Raw genomic sequence first — 20725 nt, 5'->3', positions numbered from 1 at the left:
TCGGTAACCAGGACGTGTGCAATTTGAGGAAAGTTGACGTGCGCCGGAACGTGGCGCGGCGGACGCCGTTGTTCATCCGGAACGGGTGCAGGCCTCGCGGAGGCTCTGGGGAGAGGGCCGTTGCAGCGGACGGATGACGAAGATGGCGATGGCGCACGGATCACTACCGCGTCTGGAGTGGATGAGTATGGCCGGTAACGACGAGCGCGACGCGCACGCGAAGGGCAAGGCGGCTGCGGCTGAGCCCGGCGCGGCCCAGATCGATCCGCGGGTGCAGTCCGAGATCGGCAAGCACCTGCGCGCCGCTTACGACGACGTCATCAACGAACCCGTCCCGCAGCGTTTTCTCGACCTTCTGGCGAAGCTCGAACATTCCCGCAAGAGCTGAGGCGCCCATGCCCGTTTCGGACGCCCTGCGCGACGATCTGCTCGCTTCGATCCCGAATCTCCGCGCCTTCGCCGTGTCGCTGTGCGGCAGCAGCGAGCGCGCCGACGACCTCGTCCAGGAAACCCTCATGAAGGCCTGGGCGAAGTTCGACACGTTCCAGGAGGGCACGAACCTCCGCGCCTGGCTGTTCACCATCCTGCGCAACGAGTTCTACTCGCAGGTCCGCAAGCGCGGCCGCGAGGTCGAGGATGCCGAGGGCACCTATGCCGCGCGGCTCGCCTCGCAGCCGGCGCAGACCGGGCACATGGACCTCCGCGACTTCCGGCATGCGCTCGTCAAGCTGCCGCCCGACCAGCGCGAGGCGCTGATCCTCGTCGGCGCGTCGGGCTTCTCCTACGAGGAAGCGGCCGAGATCTGCGACTGCGCCGTGGGCACGATCAAGAGCCGCGTGAGCCGGGCACGGACCCGCCTCGCCGAGCTCCTCGCGCTCGAGCCGGACGACACGTTCGGCGCTGATCCCCTCTCGGCCACCGTCGTGCACGGCCCGTCCGGCTGAAGCCGGGCAAGGACTTGCAATCGTTTGCAGTTGCGGACAATCTTGACCGGCCGCGCGGCGGCCCTGCTGGGAGAGTCCTCATCGTGCAACGTTCCAAGCCTTACCGCACCTCGCCGACCAATTCGGGCATCGGGGAGATCCACACCGAGCCCGATCGCGTGGCCGACATGCCCTATGCGCCGGCGATCCGCGTCGAGGCGCCCGGCGATCTCCTGTTCGTCTCCGGCGCCACGCCCTCGCCGCTCTACCACAAGCATCCGCACGACTGGTCGGAGCACGACCATCCGAACGACATCCGCGAGCAGACGCGGCGCGCCATGCGCTCCATCCAGACGATCCTGGAGCACGAGGGGCTGACCTGGACAGACGTGGTGAAGATCACGAAGTTCCTGACCGACATGCGCGAGATCGAAGTGATGACCGGGACGCTGAAGGAGTTCCTCGGCGACTGGTCGCCGGCGAGCACGACCATCTGCGTGAACTCGCTCTCCACCCCGGGCGCCCGCATCGAGATCGAGGTGATGGCCGTCTACCCGAAGGCCTGACGGGAGGGCGGCGGCCGTTCGGCCGCCGATTGTCCCCCTCATGCGTCCTCCTCAAAGGAGGACGAGGCTGAGGCCCGGGAAGCTCATCACCACCACGGTGACGAGCACCATGGCGAGGACGAAGGGGAAGGCGCCGGCGAAGATCTCGTTGAGCGAGGCGGTGCCTTCCGGCAGCGTCCCCTTCACGACGTAGGCCGCCAGGCCGAACGGCGGCGTGAGCAGCCCGATCTCCACCGCGATCGTCGTGACGATGCCGAACCAGACGAGGTCGCCGCCGAGCGACTGGACGACCGGCAGCATCAGCGGCAGCACGACCAGCATGATCGACACGGAATCGAGGAACATGCCGAGCACGATCAGTATCACGAGGTAGACGGCGAGGAAGCCGGCCAGCCCGAGATCCGCCGACACGATGAAGGCGGACACCGTCTGCGGGATGCTCGTCAGCGTCAGCATCCGGCTGTAGAGGTTGGCGGCGATGATGAGCACCAGGATCGCGGCGGTGATCTCGGCGCATTCGATCATGATCCGGCGGAACTTCTCCCAGTCGAGGCTGCGCCTTCCGAGCGCGATGAGGAAGGCGCCGGCGGCGCCGACCGCGCCCGATTCGGTCGGGGTGAAGAAGCCGGCATAGATGCCGCCGAGAACGAGCGCGACGAGGAGCACGATCGGCAGCATCTTCGTGGAAAAGTCCACGAGCGAGATCGTCTCGACGTCGTCGGCCGCGGACGGCCGCCCGAGGAAATCGGGCGCGAAGCGCGCCATCGCGAAGATCATCACGGAGAAGGTGCCGGCCAGCAGGAGGCCCGGCAGGATCGCCGCCGTGAAGAGCTTGCCGACGGAGACCTCGGCGATCAAGCCGTAGACGATGAGGAGGAGGCTCGGCGGGATCAGCATGCCGAGCACGGAGCTTCCCGCCACGCATCCGACCGCGAAGCGCCGCGTGTAGCCGTGGCTCATCATCTGCGGCGCGGCGACGCGGGTGAAGACGGCGGCCGACGCGATCGAGCTGCCGGTGATGGCGGCGAACACCGCGTTCGAGAACACGGTGGCGATCCCCAGCCCGCCGCGCAGGCGCCTGAGGAGGGTCGCGGCCACGGCGAAGGCGTCGCGGCCGACATTGGCGACCTCCACGAAGAGCCCCATCAGGATGAAGAGCGGGATCACGCCGAAGCCGTAGGAGCTGATGGCGCCGGTCGCGGCGAGCGACAGCGACCGGTCGGCGATCGCGGGATTGCCGCGCACCATCCAGATGCCGAAGAAGGAGAGGAGCAGGAGCGCGGTCGCGATGTGCAGCCCCGAGAGCACGAGGAGCAGCATGCCCGCGATCGCGACGAGCCCGATCTGCACGGGCGAGAGATCGCCGTAGAGGAGGACGTAGAGGCCGGTGCCGGCAACGGCGAGGAACGCCGCGAGCACCGCCCAGCCCGTGCGCTCCCGGCCCGCCGCCCGTCCGTCCCCGGAGCGGGGGTCCGCCAGGCGCGCGAGATCGGCCAGGACGAGCGCCAGGAACTGCGCCGTGGCGAGCGCCGATCCGGCGAGCATGGCGGCGAGGAACGGCCAGACCGGCCCGGTGAAGGCGCCGACGGCGCCGAAGAACTCCGAATTCGTCCAGGCGGAGGCGAAGCGCGGCCAGATGCCGAGCGTCATCTTCCAGAAGATGACGAGCCCGGCGGCGTCGAACAGGAAGGCGAGGACCGCGCCGGCGCGCGGATTGTTCCGGACGAATGGGCCGAACAGGAAATCGGCGCGCAGGAAGCGGGCGGTGCGGATCGAAAGCCCGGCGGCGAGGAAGACGATCGCCGGCACCGACAGCGACACCATTTCGGGCACGCCCATCAGCGGCGCGTTGAAGAGCGACCGCATCAGGACGTCCGAGCAGATCAGGATCATCAGTCCGAAGATCCAGGCCGCGCTCATCGCCGCGAACAGCCAGGCGAGGGCGCCGAGCGCCCGCGAGGGCATGTCCGCTGCGGCGGGTCGGTCTTCCTTGTGCATGGGCACCGGTTTCAAGCAAGGCGGCCGGCCCGAGGGCCGGCCGGATAGATTGGGCGTCGGCCGGACGAGGCGCTCGTCAGAGCTCCTTGTCCCACTCGCGCAGCGGCTCGGCGCCGCGCGCCCGCGCCTCGTCCATGAACTTGGTCAGGATCTCCTTGCCGGGCAGGCCGGACTTCTCGACCTGGTCGACCCACGTCCTGGCGAGGTTCGTGAGGCCCGCCACCCATTTCCTGCGCTCCTCCTGCGGAAGCTCGGTGATGGTGGCGCCGGCCTCCTTCATCTTCTGGAGCGAGGAATCGTAGCGGGCGGCGACATCCTCGGCATGGACGCGGCTATACTCGCGGCCGAGTTCGGAAAGCACCTTCCGCACGTCCTCCGGCAGACCCTCCCAGCGGTCCTTGTTGACCGCGAGGCCGCCGATCGTCGTCACGCCCATGTCGACCAGCGTGATGTAGGGGGCGACCTCGTAGAGCTTCAGCGAGAAGGCTCCGGTCGGGATGATGATGCTGCCGTCGGCGACGCCCGTCTGGATCTGCTGGTAGAAGGTCGGCAGCCCGCCGCCGACCGGGATCGCGCCGGTCCCTTCGAGCCACGGCCCGAGCGCCGGCGCCCCGACGATCTTCTTGCCCTTCAGATCGTCCAGCGAGTTCACCGGGAACTTGGTGAAGAGGTGGTAGGTGTCGGAGACGGTGGCGCCGAGGAAGACGAGATTGTGCCGGTCCCACTCGTCCTTCATCTCGGGGATGGTGTCGTTGAGGGCGTTCATCACCTCGATCGACAGCACCACGTCGCTGGTCACGAAGGGCGTCGCGAACATGATGTTCTGGAGCGGCATCTTGGCCGGCTCCCACAGCGAGCCGACCCAGCCCATGTCGGTCAGGCCTTCCTCGACCGCCTCGAGCGTGTCGTTGAAGTCGTAGAGCGAGCCGCCGAACGCCTCGGTCCATTCGATGCGGTAGTCGGACCCCATCTCCTCGAGGCGCGTGTTGGCGTTGTCGACGACGTGCGTCTTCAGCGCGCCGACCCAGGCGACCGCGGTCGGATGGCTCGACGACATGGTGAGGCGAACCGTCTCCAGGGCGAAGACGGGCTGCGCAAGAAGGCTGCTCCCGGCCAGGAATGCCGCGGCGAGTGCTGCTCTCATCGATCCCTCCCGATGTGGAGCGATCAGTATGCAAACGTTTGCGCAGTTGGCAATTCGAATCTACGGGGCGGCCGCTTGCCGGGATGGCGAAGACCGTGCCTTCAGGCGGTGGCCGCCATGTGGGTGAGGGCGGACACCGGGTTCCGGATGCGCTCGGCGTGCTGCCGCTCCTGCTGCGAGCGCGCCTCCAGGAAGCGCATGAGCGCGGTCTCCTCGCGCGAGAGGCCGCGCCGCTGCGGTCCCTTCAGCATCCCCGGGCCGAGCTCGCCGGCCTCGTAGGCATCCACCACGAGCGGGTGGACGTAGCTCGCCCGGGCCACGGCGGGGGTGTTCGCGAGGCGCTCGGATACGGAACGCATGACCTGCGCCACCACGCGCCGGCGCGCCCGCTCGCCGTCCGGCCGGCCGGCCGCCGCGAGCTCGGCGAGCGCCTGCGCGGTGGCGGCGAAGGTGCGGAAGTCCTTCGCGGTCACGTCGGAGCCGCCAGCCTCCTGCAGGTAGGCGTTGAGGTCGCGGGCGGCGAGATAGCAGCAGCGGCCGTGGTCGTCGTGGAAGGCGAACAGGCGCTTGCGGCCGATCGATTTCAGCTTGTGCATGCGGCGCAGGAGGACCGGGTCGTGGACCGTCTTGTCGATCCGCTTGCCGGACTTTCCCGTAAAGGTGAGGTGGACCTTGGTGCCGTTCAGCCGGACGTCGCGCTTCAGGAGCGTGGTGGCGCCGCGGCCGCCGTCCTCCAGGCCGTGCGTGTTGTGGCCGGACCGGAGCAGCGCCCGGTCGACGAGCCGGCCGGCGACGGCCGCGGCATAGTGCCGGTCGGGCTTGCGGCGGCGGAGGTCCACCTCGAGCCGGGCGCGGATGCGCGGCAAGGCCCGCCCGAACCGCACCAGCCTCTCGGCCTTCACCTTGTTGCGGAGCGTGGTCCACTCCTCGTGATAGCGGTACTGCAGCCGGCCCTCGGCATCCCGCCCGACCGCCTGGATGTGCGCCAGCGGATCCTCCGCGATGCACACCTCGGTCCAGGCCGGGGGCACCGCGAGCGCCTTGATGCGGGCGAGGATCACCGGGTCGCGCACGGGCCGGCCGTCCTGGTCGACATAGCGGAAGCCCTTGCCGCAGCGGCGGCGCCCGACGCAGAGCTGGGCGACCTCGGTATAGTGGAGGCCCAGTTCGTCCGCGCGGGCCGGCAAGTCGAGCTTCATCAACGGGTTCCCCTTCAGCGCCGGTCAACGCGCCGCCGCCGGCCGGTGTTCCGGAAGGCGCGCGGCCGTACCCTCGGCCTTTCATTCGTCTGCCCCCGCGCTATTGTCGGGGTCCTCTCGAACGGCCTCAGGACACCCGATGAACGAGTTCGCGCCGCTGAAATTCGGCATGGGCGCGCCGGTGCGGCGCCTTGAAGATCCGGCGCTCATCCGGGGCGAGGGCCGCTTCACGGCAGACGTCGCGCCGACGGGCGCGCTGCATGGTCACGTCCTCCGCTCCGCAGCCGCCCATGCCCGGATATCGCTCGCGGGACTGGAGGAGGCGCGTCAGCTGCCGGGCGTGCGCCTCGTCTGGACGGCGGCAGATGTCGCCGATCTCGGCTCGATGCCGTGCGAAGCGACGGGGCCGGCCAAGCCGAGCGGGCCGACGGACAAGCCGCCCTTCCCGGTCCTGTGCGGCGACCTCGTCCGGCATGTCGGCGACGCGATCGCCTTCGTCGTGGCCGACGATCCGCTGACGGCGCGCGACGCCGCCGAGGCGATCGGGGTCGACTACGACCCGCTGCCGGCGGTCACCGGCTCGGTCGCGGCGCTCGCGCCCGGCGCGCCGCTCGTCTGGCCCGAGCGCGGCACCAACGTCGCCTTCGAATACGAGCGCGGCGACGCCAGGGCAACGGCCGAAGCCTTCGCGAAAGCGGCGCACGTCGCGGAGCTGACGCTCGTGAACAACAGGCTCGTCTGCAACTACCTCGAGCCGCGGGCCGTGGTGGCGGAGTACGACGAAGCGCGCGACCGCTACGTGCTCACAATCCCCACCCAGGGCGTGCACAACATGCGCACGTCGCTCGCGAGCGTGCTCAAGGTGCCGCACGAGAGCATCCGGGTGCTCACGCCCGACGTCGGCGGCGCCTTCGGGGTGAAGGCCGTGCCCTATCGCGAGTACGCGCTTGCCGCCAAGGCCGCGAAGGCGCTCCGCCGCCCGGTCAAGTGGGTGTCGGATCGCAACGAGCATTTCCTCGCGGACGCGCAGGGGCGCGACCATGTCACGACGGCTGCGCTCGCACTCGACGCCACGGGGCGGATCATTGCGATGCGGATCAGGCTCCTCGCCGACATGGGGGCCTACCTGTCCCGATTCGGGCCGCTGATTCCCTGGCTCGGGCTCACGATGGCGCCCGGCGTCTACGACTTCCAGACGCTGCACATCACCTGCACCTGCGTCTTCACCAACACCGTGCCGACCGACGCCTATCGGGGTGCGGGCCGTCCGGAGGCCACGTACGTGATCGAGCGGCTGATCGATCACGCGGCGCGCGTCGTCGGCCTGTCGCCGGTGGAGATCAGGCGCCGCAACTTCATCCGCCCCGAGCAGATGCCGTACCGGACGCGGACGGGCCGGACATACGATACCGGGGATTTCGACGGCCACCTGACGCGGGCGCTCGAGGCCGCGGACTACGACGGCTTCGAGCGGCGGCTGGAGGAGAGCAGGGCGCGCGGGCGCATCCGCGGCATCGGGCTCTCCACCTATATCGAGGCCTGCGCCTTCGCCGGTTCCGAGCCGGCGCGCGCGGAGCTCGGGCCCGACGGCGTGGTGAGCCTCCACATCGGAACGCAGACCAACGGGCAGGGGCACGCCACCGCCTATGCCCAGTTTCTCGCCGAGCCTCTCGGCCTCGACTACGACGCGATCCGGGTCGTCCAGGGCGACAGCGACGACCTGCCGAGCGGCGGCGGCACGGGCGGCTCGCGCTCGATCCCGATCGGGGTTCCCTCCGTCGACCTCGCAGCGCGCGCTCTGGCGAAGCAGATCAGGGAGCTCGCCGCCGACCAGCTCGAGGCTTCGCCGGCCGACATCGAGCTCGCCGGCGGCCGGGCGGTGATCGCCGGCACGGATCGCAGCGTGTCGCTCGCCGAGCTGGCGCAGAAGGCGAGCGACCCGGCCAGGCTCGTCGCCACCGGCCAGTTCAAGAGCGAGGACGCCACTTTCCCGAACGGGACGCATGTCTGCGAGGTGGAGATCGACCCGGAAACCGGCGAGACGCACATCCTCGCCTATACCGTCGTGGACGATTTCGGCGCGACCGTGAACCCGATGCTGCTCGCCGGCCAGATCCACGGCGGCGTCGTGCAGGGCGTCGGCCAGGCGCTTCTGGAGCGCACCGTCTATGATGCCGACGGGCAGCTCGTGACCGCCTCGCTCAACGATTATGCGATGCCGCGGGCATGGGACATGCCGTTCCTTCATTTCGAGACGCGCAACGTCCCCTCGAAGAACAACCCGATGGGGATCAAGGGCGCCGGCGAGGCGGGGACGGTCGGCTCCTGCCCGGCGGTGATGAACGCCGTCGTCGACGCGCTTCACCGCGCCTACGGCATCGATCACATCGACATGCCGGCCACGCCGCAGCGGCTGTGGGAGGCGATCAGGTCCGCAAAGGCTTGAGCAGGCGAAGGAACATGCCTTCGGCTCGGTCGTTCTCCGGGGCATGCCGCAGACCGACGCCGCCATCAGCACCGGGATCGAGCGCCTCGCCCGGGCAGGCTATGCCGCGCGCGGAACCGTTTACCTGATCATCGGCTTCTTCACGATCCTCGCGGCGCTCGGCGGCTCCGAGGCCAAGGACAGCGAAGACGCGCTCGCCGCGGTCCTCGGCGCTCCCTTCGGTACGATCCTGGTCTGGGCGATGGTGATCGGCCTCTTCGGCCATGCCGGATGGCGGGTGATACAGGCCGTCAAGGACCCCGACCATCACGGCAAGGGGGCCAAGGGGATTGCCGTTCGCGCCGGACTGCTCGGGAGCGGGGTCGTGAATTTCGCGCTGGCGATGTTCGCCCTCGGCCTGGTCTCCCGCTGGGGCAGCTCCGGCGGCGACAATGGCGACCCGACCGGCGGCTGGATCGCGGCGGTGTTCGACGCGGGCCTCGGCTGGCTGGTCGTCTGGGCCGTCGCGGCCATTCTGCTCGCGGTCGCCGGCGCCCATTTCTGGAAGGCGGCGACGGCCGGCTTCGAGAAACACATGCGCTGTCCGCCCGACATCGGGCGCTGGGTCCGACCGCTGTCGCAGGCGGGCCTCTTCGCGCGCGGCGCGGTGTTCCTGATCCTCGCCATCCTGATCGTCACCGGCGGATTCGCCTACAGCCCCGAGAACCAGCCGGGCCTGAAGGATGCGCTCGCTGCCGTGCAGGGCCTCGCCTTCGGCTGGGCGATCCTGCTCGCGATGGGGATCGGCTTCCTCGCCTTCGCGGTCTACAGCTTCGCCGAGGCTCGCTATCGCCGGATCGATCCCGGCTGACCCCCGGTCCGGGCTGGAGCCCTGCGAATCGCGCATGGCGGAGCCGCGCATCGGCGACCGGTCCGCATGCGCGGCCGGCCCGACTCCATGCTAGGCACCGGACGATGAGCCCCGCCTACGGAATCGTCCTCAAGATCGCCTCGACCCTGCTCTTCACCCTGATGCTCGTCTGCATCAAGGCGACGGCGGGGCGCGTGCCGGAAGGCGAGGTCGTGTTCTTCCGCTCGGCCTTCGCGCTCATCCCGATCGTGGCGATGCTCGTCTGGCGGGGCGAGTTCCTGGTTGCGCTGAGGACCGACAAACCGATGGTCCATGCGGGCCGCGGCCTCGTCGGCGTCGCCAGCATGGGGCTGTGGTTCGCCGCGATCCAGCGCCTGCCGCTGCCGGAGGCGTTGGCCATCAACTATGCCGCGCCGCTCTTCATCGTCGTGCTCGGGGCGCTCGTGCTGCACGAGACGGTGCGTGCCTATCGCTGGAGCGCCGTCATCGTCGGCTTCGCCGGCATTCTGGTCATCCTGTGGCCACAGCTCGGGCTCCTCGGCGCCGGCGCCGTCGCCGATACCGCGCTCCTCGGCGCCGTGCTGGCGCTCGTCTCCACGGTGCTGTCGGCAATCACCGGCATCTTCGTGCGCAGCCTCACCCACACCGAGCGGACCGGCACGATCGTCTTCTATTTCACCGTGACTTCGAGCGTCGCCGGGCTGGCGACCCTGCCGTTCGGCTGGGTCGTGCCGGACCCCACCGACGCGGCGCTCCTCATCGCCTCGGGCCTCTTCGGCGGCATCGGCCAGATCCTCATGACCTCGGCCTACCGGCACGCCGACGCCTCCACGATCGCGCCCTTCGAATACGTCTCGATGATCTGGGGGCTGGCGCTCGGCTATCTCGTCTTCTCGGAGCTGCCGGGCCCTTCGCTCTTCATCGGCGGGCCGATCGTCATCGCGTCCGGCATCTTCATCATCCTGCGCGAGCGGCAGCTCCGGATCAGCCGGGAGCGGCAGCGCAAGGCGCAGCTGCCGCAAGGCTGAGGGTCAGAACGCCTTGAAGGTGATGATGGTTTTGGTGTCCTGGATGCCGGAGATCGGGTGCACCTTCTCGTTCACGAAATGGCCGATGTCCTCGCCGGGATTGACGTAGAACTTGGCGAGAAGGTCGTAGTCGCCGGCCGTCGAATAGATCTCCGAGGCGATCTCCGCGTCCGCGAGCTCGGTCGCGACCTGGTAGGATTTGCCGAGCTGGCATTTGATCATGACGAAGAAGGGGGTCATGCGGGCCTCCGGATTCGGCCGGAGTGAAGCGGATCGGGGCGTCCGCCGCAAGCGCCGCTCGCCGCAGGAACGGGTTGCGCGGCGCCCGCCTGCCGATTATGTCCTGGGAAGCTTGGCTCAGGGGGTGCCGCTGCGGCGGCTGAGAGGCGACACGCCAACCCCTCGAACCTGATCCGGTTAACACCGGCGGAGGGATGGGCACGATGGACGACAGACACCCTCATTTTGCCGTCGCAGGACTTCGGGGCCTCTGATGCTCGCCCCTGCGCCGTCGCCCGCGCCGGTTTTCGGCGCCGTCCGGGCGCGCCGTCCGCGCGTCCACTGCCTCACCAACTCCGTCGCGCAGGCCTTCACCGCGAACGTGCTGCTCGCGATCGGCGCCGTGCCATCCATGTCGACCGATCCGGCCGAGATTGGCCCCTTCGTGGCGAGCAGCGACGCGCTCCTCGTCAATCTCGGCATGCTGACCGGATCGTCGCGCCAGGCGATCGAGCGCGCCGTCGCCGCGGCCGAGGCATCAAGCAGGCGCTGGGTGCTGGACCCGGTCTTCGCCGACCGCTCGCCGGAGCGCGCCGCATTCGCGCGCGTGCTGCTGGCGCGCGGCCCGTCAGCCCTCCGCCTCAACGAAGGCGAGGCCGCGGCGATCGGGGAGGCGGCGCTCGCGGAGGCCGAGGCGCGCGGCACCGTCGTGGCGGTGTCCGGCGCCGTCGACCTCCTGCGCGGCGCAGGCCGGCGCGCGACGGTGGAGACCGGGCACCCCCTCATGGCGGAGGTGACGGCGATGGGCTGCGCCCTCGGCGCGGTCGCCGCGGCCTGCCTCGCCGTCGAAGCGGATGCCTTCGCCGCCATCGCCGCTGCGCTCGACGGCTTCGGCGAAGCGGGCGCGCGCGCCGGCGCGGAGGCTGCCGGCCCGGGCAGCTTCGTGCCGCTCTTCCTCGACGAACTGCACGGCCTCGGCAGGCCGGCCGACCACCAAGGACATCCAGGATGAACCCAGTCGACCTGACGCTCTACGGCATTCTCGACCCCGCCCGCAGCCGCGGACGCCCGCTGCCGGACCTCGCCCGCGCGGCGGTCTCCGGCGGCGCGACCCTCCTGCAGTACCGCGACAAGACCGGCTCGACGCGGCAGATGGTCGACGCGGTGCGTGCCATCCGCGCTGCCGTCGCGGGGAGCGGCGTGCCGCTCCTCGTGAACGACCGCGTCGACGTCGCGCTGGCCGCGGGCGCCGAGGGCGTGCATGTCGGGCAGGACGACATGGCGGCCGGCGATGCGCGCCGGCTGCTTGGGCCGCAGGCGCTGATCGGGCTGAGCGTCAAGACGGAGGCGGAGGCGACCGGCTCCCCGCTCGACGAGATCGACTATGTCTGCGTCGGCGGCGTGTTCGAGACGCAGTCGAAGGACAATCCGGGCGCGGTCGGCGTGGCCGGATGGCGGGCGCTCGCGGCCATCCTGCGCCGCCGGCGGCCGGGCCTGCCGGTCGGCGCCATCGCGGGCATCGACGAGACGAATGCGGCGGCGATCGTCGCAGCCGGCGCCGAGGGCGTCGCGGTCATCTCAGCGCTCTTCATGGCGGACGAGGTGGAGGCGGCGGCCGCACGGCTCCGGCGCATCGTGGAGGACGCGCGCGGCGCGTCGGGGGCAGCCGCATGACGGCGATCGCGGTCACCATTGCAGGCTCGGATTCCGGCGGCGGCGCCGGCATCCAGGCCGACCTGAAGACCTTCTCCGCGCTCGGCGTCTACGGCGCGAGCGTGATCGCGGCGCTCACCGCCCAGAACACGCGGACGGTGACGGGCGTCCACGACGTGCCGCCGGCTTTCGTGCGCGCGCAGATGGACGCCGTCTACGGCGACCTCGCCGTCGGCGCGACGAAGATCGGCATGCTCTCCAACCCGGCGGTGATCGAAGCCGTCGCCGGCGGCCTCGACGCATGGGACACGGGCCCGGTCGTACTCGACCCGGTGATGGTCACGACGAGCGGCGCGAAGCTCATCGCCGACGAGGCCGTCGAGGTCCTGGCGCACACGCTCTTCACGCGCGCGCTCCTCGTCACGCCGAACCTGCACGAGGCGGCCCGGCTGCTGGACGAGCCGGTGGCGGACGGCAAGGCGGCGATGGAGCGGCAGGCCGACGCGCTGCTGGCGCAGGGCGCCCGCGGCGTCCTCCTCAAGGGCGGCCACGGCGAGGGGCCGACGGCGGCCGACCTCCTGGTCACGCCGGAGCTTCGCCGCTGGTTCGAGGCGCCGCGGCTCGACACGCCGAACACGCACGGGACCGGCTGCACGCTCTCTTCCGCGATCGCCGCCGGACTCGCCCGCGGCCTCGACCTCGAAGGCTCCGTGGCAGCCGCCAAAGCCTATCTCCACGCCGCGATCGCGGCCTCCGACACGCTCACGATCGGGTCCGGCCACGGTCCCGTCCACCATTTCCACGCCATCTGGAGCCGCTGATGACTTCCATCACACGACGCACGCTGATTGCCGGCGGGAGCGCCGCCGGCGCCGCCGCGCTCGCCGCACCGGCGCTTGCGCAGGCGCGCATCGAATGGCGCATGGTGACGTCCTGGCCGAAGAACCTGCCGGGCCCCGGCATGACGGCGGAGCGCCTCGCGCGCCGCATCGGCGAGATGAGCGACGGCCGGCTGACGGTCAGGGTCCATGCCGCCGGCGAGATCGTGTCGGGCCTCGAGGTGCTCGACGCCGTGCGCGGCGGGGCCGCCGATGCCGGCCACACCGCCTCCTTCTACTGGCAGGGCAAGCACCCGGCGACGGTGTTCTTCACCACCATGCCCTTCGGGCTGACGCCGACCGAGCACATGGCCTGGATCGAGCATGGCGGCGGCCAGGCGCTCTGGGACGAGCTCTATGCCGGCTTCGAGGTGAAGCCGTTCATGGCCGGCAATCCCGGCTTCAACATGGGCGGCTGGTTCGTGCGCCCGATCAGGACCCTCGACGACGTCCGCGGGCTGCGGCTTCGCGTCGCCGGCACGGGCGGGGAGGTCTACCGCCGGCTCGGCGCGACGCCGGTGACGACGCCGGTGGCCGAGATCCTGCCGGCGCTCCAGTCGGGCATGATCGACGGCGCGGAATTCCTCGGGCCGCAGAGCGACCTGGCGAGCGGCTTCTACAGGATCGCGCGCTACTACCACCATCCGGGCTTCAACAAGCCGAACGGGACCGGCGAGCTGATCGTCTCGCTGGCGGCGTGGAACGCCCTGCCGGCGGCGCTGAAGGCGGTGGTCGAGAACGCCGCGCGCGCCGAGAACGCCTACTCGCTCGCCGAGGCCGAGCTGATGAACGCGCGCGCGCTCGCCGCCCTCAAGGAGAAGGACATCGAGCTCGTCCGCTTCCCCGGCGACGTCATGGCTGCGGCCCGTTCGGCCGCCGGCGACATCGTGCGCGAAATCGCGGCGCGGGACGATCTTAGCGGCCGCATCGCACAATCCTATGCCGATGCCCGGACCGTGCTCGCGCCCTGGAGCGAGGTGTCGGTCCAGAGCTTCCTCGACGCGCGCCAGCCGGATTGAGGCGCGCTTGTCCGCCGGTTCGCCCGGCGGACGATCTCGCGCGGGGATCAGCCCTGGAAGGCGACGACCTTCTGGCGCTGCTCGCCGAGGCGATCCATGCCGAGGCGCATCTCGTCGCCCGCCTTCAGGAACTTCTGCGGCTTCATCCCGAGGCCGACGCCCGGCGGCGTGCCGGTGATGACGAGGTCGCCGGGCTCCAGGTCCATCTTCTCGGAGCAATAGGCGATCAGTTCCGAGACCGGGAAGATCATCGTCTTCGTGTTGCCGGTCTGCATGCGCTCGCCGTTCACGTCGAGCCACATGGCGAGGTCCTGCGGGTCGGAAATCTCGTCGGCCGTGACGAGCCACGGGCCGATCGGGCCGAAGGTCGGCGCGCTCTTGCCCTTGATCCACTGCCCGGTGCCCTCGATCTGGAAGGCGCGCTCGGAGACGTCGTTGGCGAGCACGTAGCCGAACACGGCCGAGAGCGCGTCTGCCTGGTCGACGTAGTGGCAGTGGCGGCCGATCACGAAGCCGAGCTCGACCTCCCAGTCGCCCTTCACCGAGCCGCGCGGCAGGATGACGTCGTCGTTCGGTCCGCTGAGCGAACTCGGCGCCTTGGAGAAGATGACCGGCTCGGCCGGGATCGGCTGGCCTGCTTCCTTGGCGTGGTCGACATAGTTGAGGCCGATCGCGATGAAATGGCCGGTCCGCGCGATCGGCGCGCCGAGGCGCGGATTGCCGTCGACGACCGGCAGGCCGTCGAGGTCGAGCGCGGTGAGCCGGTCGCGCAGCTCGATCGTCATCACTTCGGGCGTGAAATCGGCAACAATCCCGGAGAGGTCCCGGATGCGCCCATGCGCATCGATCGCCCCGGGCTTCTCCCGGCCCTTCTCGCCATACCGCACCAGCTTCATTGAGGTTCTCCCATCTGAATGTCGGCGGCGACGGTTGCAGGAGCGCGTTCGCCGCGTGCCGCGCCCGCAGACGCAGGATTTCGTTGCGCGATTGCCACACGGACGGCGCGGAATGATGTCATCCCGGCCGCCGTGTCAACTCGCAATTGCTCGCCGCTTGCGGCTGCTGGCTAACTGCAAGTTGCGATTCGCGCATGTTCAGCGACGCGTCATCGCGAGTGGGGGAAACGGTCCATGCCAAGTTCGAAGCGGATTGCCTTGCTGTTCGGCTCTGCCGCCGTCCTCGCACTGGCGGTGTCGGACGCCAATGCCGGCGCCTTCGCGCTTCGCGAGCAGAGCGCCTACGGCCAGGGCATGAGCTTCGCCGGCATGGCCGCGGGCGGCAGCCTCTCCTCGATCTTCTGGAACCCCGCGACGCTTTCGCAGGTCATGGGCTTCGAGGCGGAAGTGGTCGGCTCCGGCGTCTTCCCGAAGGTCGAGATCACCCCGTCCGCCACGACGGTCGGAACGCTGAACGCGCTGAGCGGCGGGCTCGCGGCCACCGGCGCAACCGGCGACATGGGGCAGGACGCCTTCGTGCCCGCAACCTACAGCGCCTACCGGCTGACCGACAGCCTCATCGCCGGCATCGCCGTCAACGGCCCGTTCGGCCTGGTGACGAACCCCGCGACGCAATGGGCCGGCCAGTCCTATTCGCGCACCTCCAAGGTGTTCTCGCTCAACGTGAACCCGATGATCGCCTATGAGATCAACCAAATGGTCTCGATCGGCGCGGGCCTGCAGTTCCAGTATTTCGACACCACGCTGAAGACCGCGACCGGCATCCTGCCGAACGACCCGACCGCGAACCTTTCCGGCGACGACTTCGGCTTCGGCTTCAATCTCGGCGTGCAGTTCCGCCCGTTCGACGGCACGGAGATCGGCATCGGCTTCCGCTCGTCGATCACGCAGTCGCTGGAAGGGACGCTCGCGATACCGGGCGCGGCGCCGCTGCCCATCACGGCCGATCTGGAACTGCCGGAGATGGTGTCCGTCGGCATCCGGCAGCGGGTCACCCAGGCCTTCACGGTTGCCGCTACGGCCGAATGGACCAACTGGAGCCGCGTCGACAGCATCGCCGTGCGCAGCCCGCTCCTTGGCGGCGCCCTGGTCGATCTCAATGCGGCGCAGGCCGGCAGCCAGGGGCTCGAGTTCGAGTACAGCGACGGCTGGTTCTTCGCGATCGGCGGCGAGTATGCCTTGAACGAGGCGACGACGCTTCGCGCCGGCATCGGCTACGAGCTGTCGCCGATCAACGATCGGGTCCGGTCCACGCGCCTGCCGGACAACGACCGCCTGTGGCTGTCGGCCGGCCTATCGCATCGCTTCGACGACCGGTTCTCCTTCGATCTCGGCTACAGCTTCATCAAGGCGGCCGACACTGATCTCAACATCACGACGGCGGCCAACCCGCACTTCAACGGGCTGCCCTTCACGGGCACCGCCGATTCCACCGTCCACGTGATCGCGGCAGCCCTGAAGGTGAAGCTCGGCGGCGCCCGTCCGCCCGCCGCGGACGTCTACGACGAGCCGCTTGTCCGGAAGTACTGACCAGGGCGCGGGCGGCGACGGGAAGAGGCCGCCCCGCCGGGCGGCCCGGCCGGCTTCTCAGAAGGCGGTCGGCTTCAACCCGCCGTCGAGCAGGAAATTCTGCCCGGTGATGTAGCCGGCGTGGTCGGAGCAGAGGAAGGCGCAGAGCTTTCCGAACTCCTCCGGCGTGCCGAACCGGCCGGCCGGCACCGCCTTGCGCTGGCGCTCGGCTTCCGCCTCCTCGCTGATGCCGGCCTGCTCCGCCGCCCAGCGCATGCCGCTGCGCAGCCGGTCGGTATCCATCTTGCCCGGCAGCATGTTGTTGATCGTGACGTTGGAGGCCGCAACCTGGCGGCAGATGCCGGCGAGGAAGGCGGTGAGCCCGGCCCGAGCGCCGGAAGAAAGGTCGAGCCCCGCAATCGGCATCAGCACCGAGGACGAGGTGATGTTCACGATCCGCCCGAACCGGCGCTCCACCATGCCGTCGAGGACCGCCTGAACGAGCTCGATCGGCGTGACCATGTTCTGGATCACGCCTTCGATCATGGCCTGGCGGTCGAGCTGGCGGAAATCCTTGCGCGGCGGCCCGGCATTGTTGTTGACCAGGATGTCCGGGTCCGGGCAGGCGGCGAGGAGGGCCGCCTGGCCCTCGCGGGTCGAGACGTCGGCGCCGACGGCGGTGACGGTGCCGCCGGTGGCGCGCCGGATCTCCTCGGCCGTCCGCTCGGCCGAGTCCTGCGTCCGCCCGTTGACCACCACCGACACGCCCTCGGCAGCGAGCGCCTCCGCGCAGCCGCGGCCGAGGCCCCGGCTCGATGCGCAGACGATCGCCTTGCGCCCCTTCAGTCCCAGTTCCATTCAAGTCTCCCTGTGCTGACCGGGCCGTTACGGCGGCCGCTCCGGCGCCGTCACAAAAGTGAGATCGGAATCGTGTCTTTGCCGGTCAGGCACATAACCGATGACCGACATGCTCGATCAACCTCCCTCGCGTCATCTGCGTACGATTTTCCTGTCCGATGTCCACCTCGGGACGCGCGGCTGCCAGGCGGGGCTCCTGCTCGACTTCCTGCGCGTGCACGACGCCGAGACGATCTATCTGGTCGGCGACGTCGTCGACGCGTGGCGCCTTCGCCGGGTCTGGCATTGGCCGCAACTGCACAACGACGTGGTCCAGAAGCTGCTCCGCAAGGGCCGCAAGGGCAGCCGGATCATCTACATCCCCGGCAATCACGACGAGTTCCTGCGCGACTATGTCGGCACGCATTTCGGCGGCATCGAGGTCCGTCGCAACGCCATCCACGAGGCTGCCGACGGGCGGCGGCTCCTCGTCGTCCACGGCGACGATTTCGACATGGTCGTCCGCCACGCCAAATGGCTCGCGCTGCTCGGCGACTGGGCCTACAGCCTCGCGCTCGGCGTGAACACCTATCTCAACGTCGTCCGCCGCGGCCTCGGCTTCTCCTATTGGTCGCTGTCGGCCTGGGCGAAGCTGAAGGTCAAGAACGCCGTGAACTTCATCAGCGCGTTCGAGGAGGCGCTGGCGCGCGAGGCGCACCGGTTCGAGGTCGACGGCGTCGTCTGCGGCCATATCCATCACGCCGCCATGCACGACCGGTTCGGGATCGCCTATCTGAACTGCGGCGACTGGGTGGAAAGCTGCACCGCGGTCGTCGAGCACCATGACGGCCGCTTCGAGATCATCCGCTGGACGCAGGCCATGGGTGCGGCCGACGTGACGGCGCCGGCCGCGCCGGAAGCGGTGGCAGCCTGAGCCGGTCCATGCGCCTCGTCATCGTGAGCGACGCCTGGCTCCCCCAGGTGAACGGTGTCGTGCGTTCGCTCCAGAGGGTCGCCGAGGTGCTGGTGGCGCAGGGCGACGTCGTCACCGTCATCGCGCCGCATCTCTTCCGCACGGTTCCCTGCCCAAGCTATCCCGAGATCCGGCTCGCCGTCACCACCTCCGCGAAGGTCGGCGCGCTCATCGAGGCAGCCGGCGCCGACCGCGTCCACATCGCGACCGAAGGGCCGCTCGGGCTGCTGGCGCGCCGGCACTGCCTGCGGACGGGCAGGGCCTTCACGACGAGCTACCACACCAAGTTCCCGGAATACCTGGCTGCCCGGCTGCCGGTGCCGCTCGCCTGGGGCTATCGCTTCATGCGCTGGTTCCACAATGCCGGCGGCGGCTGCATGGTGGCGACGCCGTCGCTGGAGGCCGACCTCGCCGCCCGCGGCTTTGGCCGCCTGATGCGCTGGTCGCGCGGCGTCGATGCCGATCTGTTCCGGCCGAGGCCGGATTGCGACCTTGGCCTGCCGCGCCCGGTCTTCCTCTCCGTGGGGCGCGTGTCGGTGGAGAAGAACCTCGAAGCGTTCCTCGGCCTCGATCTTCCGGGGACGAAGGTTGTGGTGGGCGACGGCCCGGCGCGCGCGGACCTCGAAGCCCGCTTTCCGGATGCACGGTTCCTCGGCATGCTCGAGGACGAGGCGCTTGCGCGCGTCTATTCGGGTTCGGACGTCTTCGTGTTCCCCAGCCTGACGGACACGTTCGGCAACGTCCTTCTCGAGGCGCTCGCGTCCGGCCTGCCGGTCGCGGCCTATCCCGTCACCGGCCCGAAGGACGTGCTGACTGACCCTGCCGTCGGCGTGCTCGATCCAGATCTCCGCAAGGCGGCGACTGCCGCGCTCGACCTGCGCAAGGACGACGCCCGAGCCTTCGCGCTGCAGTTCAGCTGGGAGGCGAGCGCGGCCGCGTTCCGGGCCAACGTGCTCGCGGTCCATTGACGGGCACTGCACGCGCCGCTTGCCGTTTGTGCCTGTGATCGTCTACGCCGCTCAAATGCCGATCCCGACCTACAGCGACATAATCGGCGCCGCGGAGCGGATTGCCGGCCGCGCGGTGCGTACGCCCCTCCTCGATGCGCCGGCGCTCTCCGAAGCGACGGGAGCGCGCGTCTTCCTGAAGCCGGAGTGCCTGCAGCGGACCGGCTCGTTCAAGTTCCGGGGCGCCTGGAACGCCGTCTCGCGGCTCGGCGCGAACCGCGCGGCCGGCGTCGTGGCGTGCTCCTCCGGCAATCATGCCCAGGGTATTGCCGAGGCAGCGCGTCTCGCCGGCATTCCGGCGACGATCGTCATGCCGTCGGACGCCCCGCTGGTGAAACGCGAGCGGACCGCCGCGAGCGGGGCGCGGATCGTGCCCTACGACCGTACGAGCGAGGACCGCGACGCGATCGCGGCAGCGATCGCGGCCGAGGAGGGCGCCACGCTGGTCCATCCCTACGACAATGCCGACGTCATCGCCGGGCAGGGGACCGTCGGGCTGGAGATCGCCGACGATCTCGATCGCCTCGGCCTCGCGCCGGACCTCGTCTTCGTCCCTTGCGGCGGCGGCGGCCTCACGGCGGGGGTTACGCTCGCGCTCACCGAGCGCTTTCCGGCGGTCCGCGTGAACGCGGTCGAGCCCGCCGGCTTCGACGATTACGGCCGCTCGCTCGCGGCCGGCGCGATCCGGCGCAACGAGCGCCTGTCCGGGTCGGTCGCCGACGCCCTGCTGTCCCCGTCGCCGGGCGAGATCGGCTTTGCGATCAACCGGTCACGCCTCGCCGGCGCGGTGACGGCGACGGACGACGAGGCGATGAACGCCGTCGGCTATGCCTTCGATCGCCTGCGCCTGGTGCTGGAGCCCGGCGGCGCCGTGGCGCTGGCGGCGGTTCTGGCGCGGTCGGCGGAGCTGCGGGGGCGCACCGTGGTGGTGGTTCTCTCCGGCGGGAATGTCGCCGACGAAATGCTTGCGGAGGCGCTGCGGCGCTACCGTTCCGCGTCGGCCTGACGGCGGGGAAAGGCGACCAGGACGAGGTCGTCTTCCACGTCGTCCGAGGCGGCGCGCTCGCGCGGGATCTCGGGGGCGAATATGTCGGCCGCGCCTGCGTCGTACAGGCCGGGCCGGCCGTGAGCCTCGGCGGCCGCGCCGGCGAGGCCGGCGGCCAGGCCCCGCAACTCCATCTGCAGCGAAGCGAGCTCCGACTGGGCGGCATCGCTGCGGCAGAGCCGCGCGACGCTGGAAAGCCGGCCGGCGAGATCGCTCAGCTCCTGCGGGACCGAGTCCGGGAGCAGTTCGTCGCGCACGAGCGCGATGTGTGTCTCCAGCCGCCGCATCGAGGCGACGAGCGTCTTCAGGTCCGCCGGCCGCTGTCGGCGGGCATACTCGCTCAGGAACGAGCGCCCCTTGGCCGTCGAAGTCAGCGCGTCGAGGATTTCCTGGTACTCACGGTCGTCGAGTTCGCATGGCCACGCCATACCCGCCATCTGCTCGCTCCCCTTCGCATCGAGTGTGCGGGCGGACA

21 protein-coding genes and 1 riboswitch are annotated in these 20725 nt (G+C 70.0%); of the genes, 14 read left to right on the top strand and 7 right to left on the bottom strand.

All coding sequences use genetic code 11. The annotated features are described in order from the left end of the window. Positions 1–133: 133 nt before the first annotated feature. From ACUN0C_RS09710 to ACUN0C_RS09700, 3 genes are all read left to right on the top strand, one after another. Positions 134–388, top strand: coding sequence for a NepR family anti-sigma factor (locus ACUN0C_RS09710; protein ID WP_445466154.1), 255 nt, complete (start codon positions 134–136; stop codon positions 386–388). 7 nt (positions 389–395) lie between these two features. Beyond that, the gene (locus ACUN0C_RS09705; RefSeq protein ID WP_445466153.1) at positions 396–944 is read left to right on the top strand and encodes a sigma-70 family RNA polymerase sigma factor; all 549 of its coding nucleotides are present in this window, start codon (positions 396–398) and stop codon (positions 942–944) included. 83 nt (positions 945–1027) lie between these two features. Next, a complete protein-coding gene (locus ACUN0C_RS09700) occupies positions 1028–1489 on the top strand; it encodes a RidA family protein (RefSeq protein ID WP_445466152.1) in 462 nt (153 codons plus the stop codon). A 51-nt stretch (positions 1490–1540) separates the two neighbouring features. Here the strand turns inward: ACUN0C_RS09700 and ACUN0C_RS09695 are convergent, their stop codons facing one another. The 3 genes from ACUN0C_RS09695 to ACUN0C_RS09685 all read right to left on the bottom strand — a co-directional run bounded on the left by ACUN0C_RS09695 (position 1541) and on the right by ACUN0C_RS09685 (position 5830). Beyond that, entirely contained in the window at positions 1541–3454 is a 1914-nt protein-coding gene (locus ACUN0C_RS09695) for a TRAP transporter large permease subunit (RefSeq protein WP_445466151.1), read from the bottom strand. A 109-nt stretch (positions 3455–3563) separates the two neighbouring features. Then, entirely contained in the window at positions 3564–4631 is a 1068-nt protein-coding gene (locus tag ACUN0C_RS09690) for a C4-dicarboxylate TRAP transporter substrate-binding protein (protein ID WP_445466150.1), read from the bottom strand. Positions 4632–4732: 101 nt separating this feature from the next. After that, a complete protein-coding gene (locus ACUN0C_RS09685; RefSeq protein WP_445466149.1) occupies positions 4733–5830 on the bottom strand; it encodes a DNA topoisomerase IB in 1098 nt (365 codons plus the stop codon). A 139-nt stretch (positions 5831–5969) separates the two neighbouring features. On the opposite strand from ACUN0C_RS09685, the gene ACUN0C_RS09680 reads away from it, so the two are divergent. The 3 genes from ACUN0C_RS09680 (at position 5970) to ACUN0C_RS09670 (ending at position 10154) form a co-directional block, all read left to right on the top strand. Continuing rightward, complete coding sequence (locus ACUN0C_RS09680) at positions 5970–8276, top strand: xanthine dehydrogenase family protein molybdopterin-binding subunit (RefSeq protein WP_445466148.1); 2307 nt, start codon at positions 5970–5972, stop codon at positions 8274–8276. 43 nt (positions 8277–8319) lie between these two features. Further along, positions 8320–9126 carry a DUF1206 domain-containing protein gene (locus ACUN0C_RS09675; protein WP_445466147.1) on the top strand — a complete coding sequence of 269 codons (807 nt, stop codon included), beginning with the start codon at positions 8320–8322 and terminating at the stop codon, positions 9124–9126. 104 nt (positions 9127–9230) lie between these two features. Continuing rightward, positions 9231–10154, top strand: coding sequence for a DMT family transporter (locus ACUN0C_RS09670; protein ID WP_445466146.1), 924 nt, complete (start codon positions 9231–9233; stop codon positions 10152–10154). A gap of 3 nt (positions 10155–10157) precedes the next feature. Here ACUN0C_RS09670 and ACUN0C_RS09665 read toward each other — a convergent pair whose 3' ends face one another. After that, positions 10158–10394 carry an Lrp/AsnC ligand binding domain-containing protein gene (locus ACUN0C_RS09665; protein ID WP_445466145.1) on the bottom strand — a complete coding sequence of 79 codons (237 nt, stop codon included), beginning with the start codon at positions 10392–10394 and terminating at the stop codon, positions 10158–10160. 110 nt (positions 10395–10504) lie between these two features. Beyond that, a riboswitch (TPP riboswitch) is annotated at positions 10505–10606 on the top strand. Positions 10607–10647: 41 nt separating this feature from the next. Here ACUN0C_RS09665 and ACUN0C_RS09660 point away from each other — a divergent pair. The 4 genes from ACUN0C_RS09660 to ACUN0C_RS09645 are packed head-to-tail and all read left to right on the top strand — an operon-like array spanning position 10648 to position 13923. Next, complete coding sequence (locus ACUN0C_RS09660) at positions 10648–11385, top strand: hydroxyethylthiazole kinase (RefSeq protein WP_445466144.1); 738 nt, start codon at positions 10648–10650, stop codon at positions 11383–11385. Then, positions 11382–12047, top strand: a complete 666-nt coding sequence (thiE, locus tag ACUN0C_RS09655) for a thiamine phosphate synthase (protein ID WP_445466143.1) — start codon at positions 11382–11384, stop codon at positions 12045–12047. The genes ACUN0C_RS09660 and thiE overlap by 4 nt, the downstream gene beginning before the upstream one ends. Further along, positions 12044–12847 carry a bifunctional hydroxymethylpyrimidine kinase/phosphomethylpyrimidine kinase gene (gene thiD, locus ACUN0C_RS09650; RefSeq protein WP_445466142.1) on the top strand — a complete coding sequence of 268 codons (804 nt, stop codon included), beginning with the start codon at positions 12044–12046 and terminating at the stop codon, positions 12845–12847. The genes thiE and thiD overlap by 4 nt, the downstream gene beginning before the upstream one ends. After that, positions 12847–13923 carry a TRAP transporter substrate-binding protein gene (locus ACUN0C_RS09645; protein WP_445466141.1) on the top strand — a complete coding sequence of 359 codons (1077 nt, stop codon included), beginning with the start codon at positions 12847–12849 and terminating at the stop codon, positions 13921–13923. The genes thiD and ACUN0C_RS09645 overlap by 1 nt, the downstream gene beginning before the upstream one ends. Positions 13924–13970: 47 nt before the next feature. On the opposite strand, the gene ACUN0C_RS09640 is transcribed toward ACUN0C_RS09645, so the two are convergent. Then, complete coding sequence (locus tag ACUN0C_RS09640; RefSeq protein WP_445466140.1) at positions 13971–14819, bottom strand: fumarylacetoacetate hydrolase family protein; 849 nt, start codon at positions 14817–14819, stop codon at positions 13971–13973. Positions 14820–15053: 234 nt separating this feature from the next. On the opposite strand from ACUN0C_RS09640, the gene ACUN0C_RS09635 reads away from it, so the two are divergent. Further along, positions 15054–16409 (top strand): OmpP1/FadL family transporter, encoded by a 1356-nt coding sequence (locus ACUN0C_RS09635; protein WP_445466139.1) that lies wholly within the window; start codon positions 15054–15056, stop codon positions 16407–16409. 57 nt (positions 16410–16466) lie between these two features. Here the strand turns inward: ACUN0C_RS09635 and ACUN0C_RS09630 are convergent, their stop codons facing one another. Next, positions 16467–17246, bottom strand: a complete 780-nt coding sequence (locus ACUN0C_RS09630; RefSeq protein WP_445466138.1) for an SDR family oxidoreductase — start codon at positions 17244–17246, stop codon at positions 16467–16469. A gap of 109 nt (positions 17247–17355) precedes the next feature. On the opposite strand from ACUN0C_RS09630, the gene ACUN0C_RS09625 reads away from it, so the two are divergent. From ACUN0C_RS09625 to ACUN0C_RS09615, 3 genes are read left to right on the top strand one after another with little or no spacing between them, the layout of a single operon-like run. Continuing rightward, the gene (locus ACUN0C_RS09625; protein WP_445466137.1) at positions 17356–18159 is read left to right on the top strand and encodes a UDP-2,3-diacylglucosamine diphosphatase; all 804 of its coding nucleotides are present in this window, start codon (positions 17356–17358) and stop codon (positions 18157–18159) included. An 8-nt stretch (positions 18160–18167) separates the two neighbouring features. Next, positions 18168–19166 carry a glycosyltransferase family 4 protein gene (locus ACUN0C_RS09620; RefSeq protein WP_445466136.1) on the top strand — a complete coding sequence of 333 codons (999 nt, stop codon included), beginning with the start codon at positions 18168–18170 and terminating at the stop codon, positions 19164–19166. A gap of 55 nt (positions 19167–19221) precedes the next feature. Continuing rightward, positions 19222–20211 carry a threonine ammonia-lyase gene (locus ACUN0C_RS09615; protein WP_445466522.1) on the top strand — a complete coding sequence of 330 codons (990 nt, stop codon included), beginning with the start codon at positions 19222–19224 and terminating at the stop codon, positions 20209–20211. On the opposite strand, the gene ACUN0C_RS09610 is transcribed toward ACUN0C_RS09615, so the two are convergent. Continuing rightward, the gene (locus tag ACUN0C_RS09610) at positions 20190–20687 is read right to left on the bottom strand and encodes a hypothetical protein (protein WP_445466135.1); all 498 of its coding nucleotides are present in this window, start codon (positions 20685–20687) and stop codon (positions 20190–20192) included. The two genes, ACUN0C_RS09615 and ACUN0C_RS09610, sit on opposite strands and share 22 nt — an antisense overlap. Between the last annotated feature and the right edge of the window lie 38 nt (positions 20688–20725).

This window comes from Faunimonas sp. B44 (assembly GCF_052655945.1).
Note: the sequence above shows the minus strand (reverse complement) of the source record. Positions and strands in the feature narration are given on the sequence as shown.

Coding starts and splice junctions, on each gene's coding strand:
- ACUN0C_RS09615 (WP_445466522.1), top strand. CDS start 19,222: ATGCCGATCCCGACCTACAGCGACATAATCGGCGCCGCGGAGCGGATT.
- ACUN0C_RS09640 (WP_445466140.1), bottom strand. CDS start 14,819: ATGAAGCTGGTGCGGTATGGCGAGAAGGGCCGGGAGAAGCCCGGGGCG.
- ACUN0C_RS09630 (WP_445466138.1), bottom strand. CDS start 17,246: ATGGAACTGGGACTGAAGGGGCGCAAGGCGATCGTCTGCGCATCGAGC.
- ACUN0C_RS09675 (WP_445466147.1), top strand. CDS start 8,320: ATGCCGCAGACCGACGCCGCCATCAGCACCGGGATCGAGCGCCTCGCC.
- ACUN0C_RS09660 (WP_445466144.1), top strand. CDS start 10,648: ATGCTCGCCCCTGCGCCGTCGCCCGCGCCGGTTTTCGGCGCCGTCCGG.
- thiD (WP_445466142.1), top strand. CDS start 12,044: ATGACGGCGATCGCGGTCACCATTGCAGGCTCGGATTCCGGCGGCGGC.
- ACUN0C_RS09625 (WP_445466137.1), top strand. CDS start 17,356: ATGCTCGATCAACCTCCCTCGCGTCATCTGCGTACGATTTTCCTGTCC.
- ACUN0C_RS09690 (WP_445466150.1), bottom strand. CDS start 4,631: ATGAGAGCAGCACTCGCCGCGGCATTCCTGGCCGGGAGCAGCCTTCTT.
- ACUN0C_RS09685 (WP_445466149.1), bottom strand. CDS start 5,830: ATGAAGCTCGACTTGCCGGCCCGCGCGGACGAACTGGGCCTCCACTAT.
- ACUN0C_RS09620 (WP_445466136.1), top strand. CDS start 18,168: ATGCGCCTCGTCATCGTGAGCGACGCCTGGCTCCCCCAGGTGAACGGT.
- ACUN0C_RS09645 (WP_445466141.1), top strand. CDS start 12,847: ATGACTTCCATCACACGACGCACGCTGATTGCCGGCGGGAGCGCCGCC.
- ACUN0C_RS09710 (WP_445466154.1), top strand. CDS start 134: ATGACGAAGATGGCGATGGCGCACGGATCACTACCGCGTCTGGAGTGG.
- ACUN0C_RS09680 (WP_445466148.1), top strand. CDS start 5,970: ATGAACGAGTTCGCGCCGCTGAAATTCGGCATGGGCGCGCCGGTGCGG.
- ACUN0C_RS09670 (WP_445466146.1), top strand. CDS start 9,231: ATGAGCCCCGCCTACGGAATCGTCCTCAAGATCGCCTCGACCCTGCTC.
- thiE (WP_445466143.1), top strand. CDS start 11,382: ATGAACCCAGTCGACCTGACGCTCTACGGCATTCTCGACCCCGCCCGC.
- ACUN0C_RS09610 (WP_445466135.1), bottom strand. CDS start 20,687: ATGGCGGGTATGGCGTGGCCATGCGAACTCGACGACCGTGAGTACCAG.
- ACUN0C_RS09705 (WP_445466153.1), top strand. CDS start 396: ATGCCCGTTTCGGACGCCCTGCGCGACGATCTGCTCGCTTCGATCCCG.
- ACUN0C_RS09695 (WP_445466151.1), bottom strand. CDS start 3,454: ATGCCCTCGCGGGCGCTCGGCGCCCTCGCCTGGCTGTTCGCGGCGATG.
- ACUN0C_RS09665 (WP_445466145.1), bottom strand. CDS start 10,394: ATGACCCCCTTCTTCGTCATGATCAAATGCCAGCTCGGCAAATCCTAC.
- ACUN0C_RS09635 (WP_445466139.1), top strand. CDS start 15,054: ATGCCAAGTTCGAAGCGGATTGCCTTGCTGTTCGGCTCTGCCGCCGTC.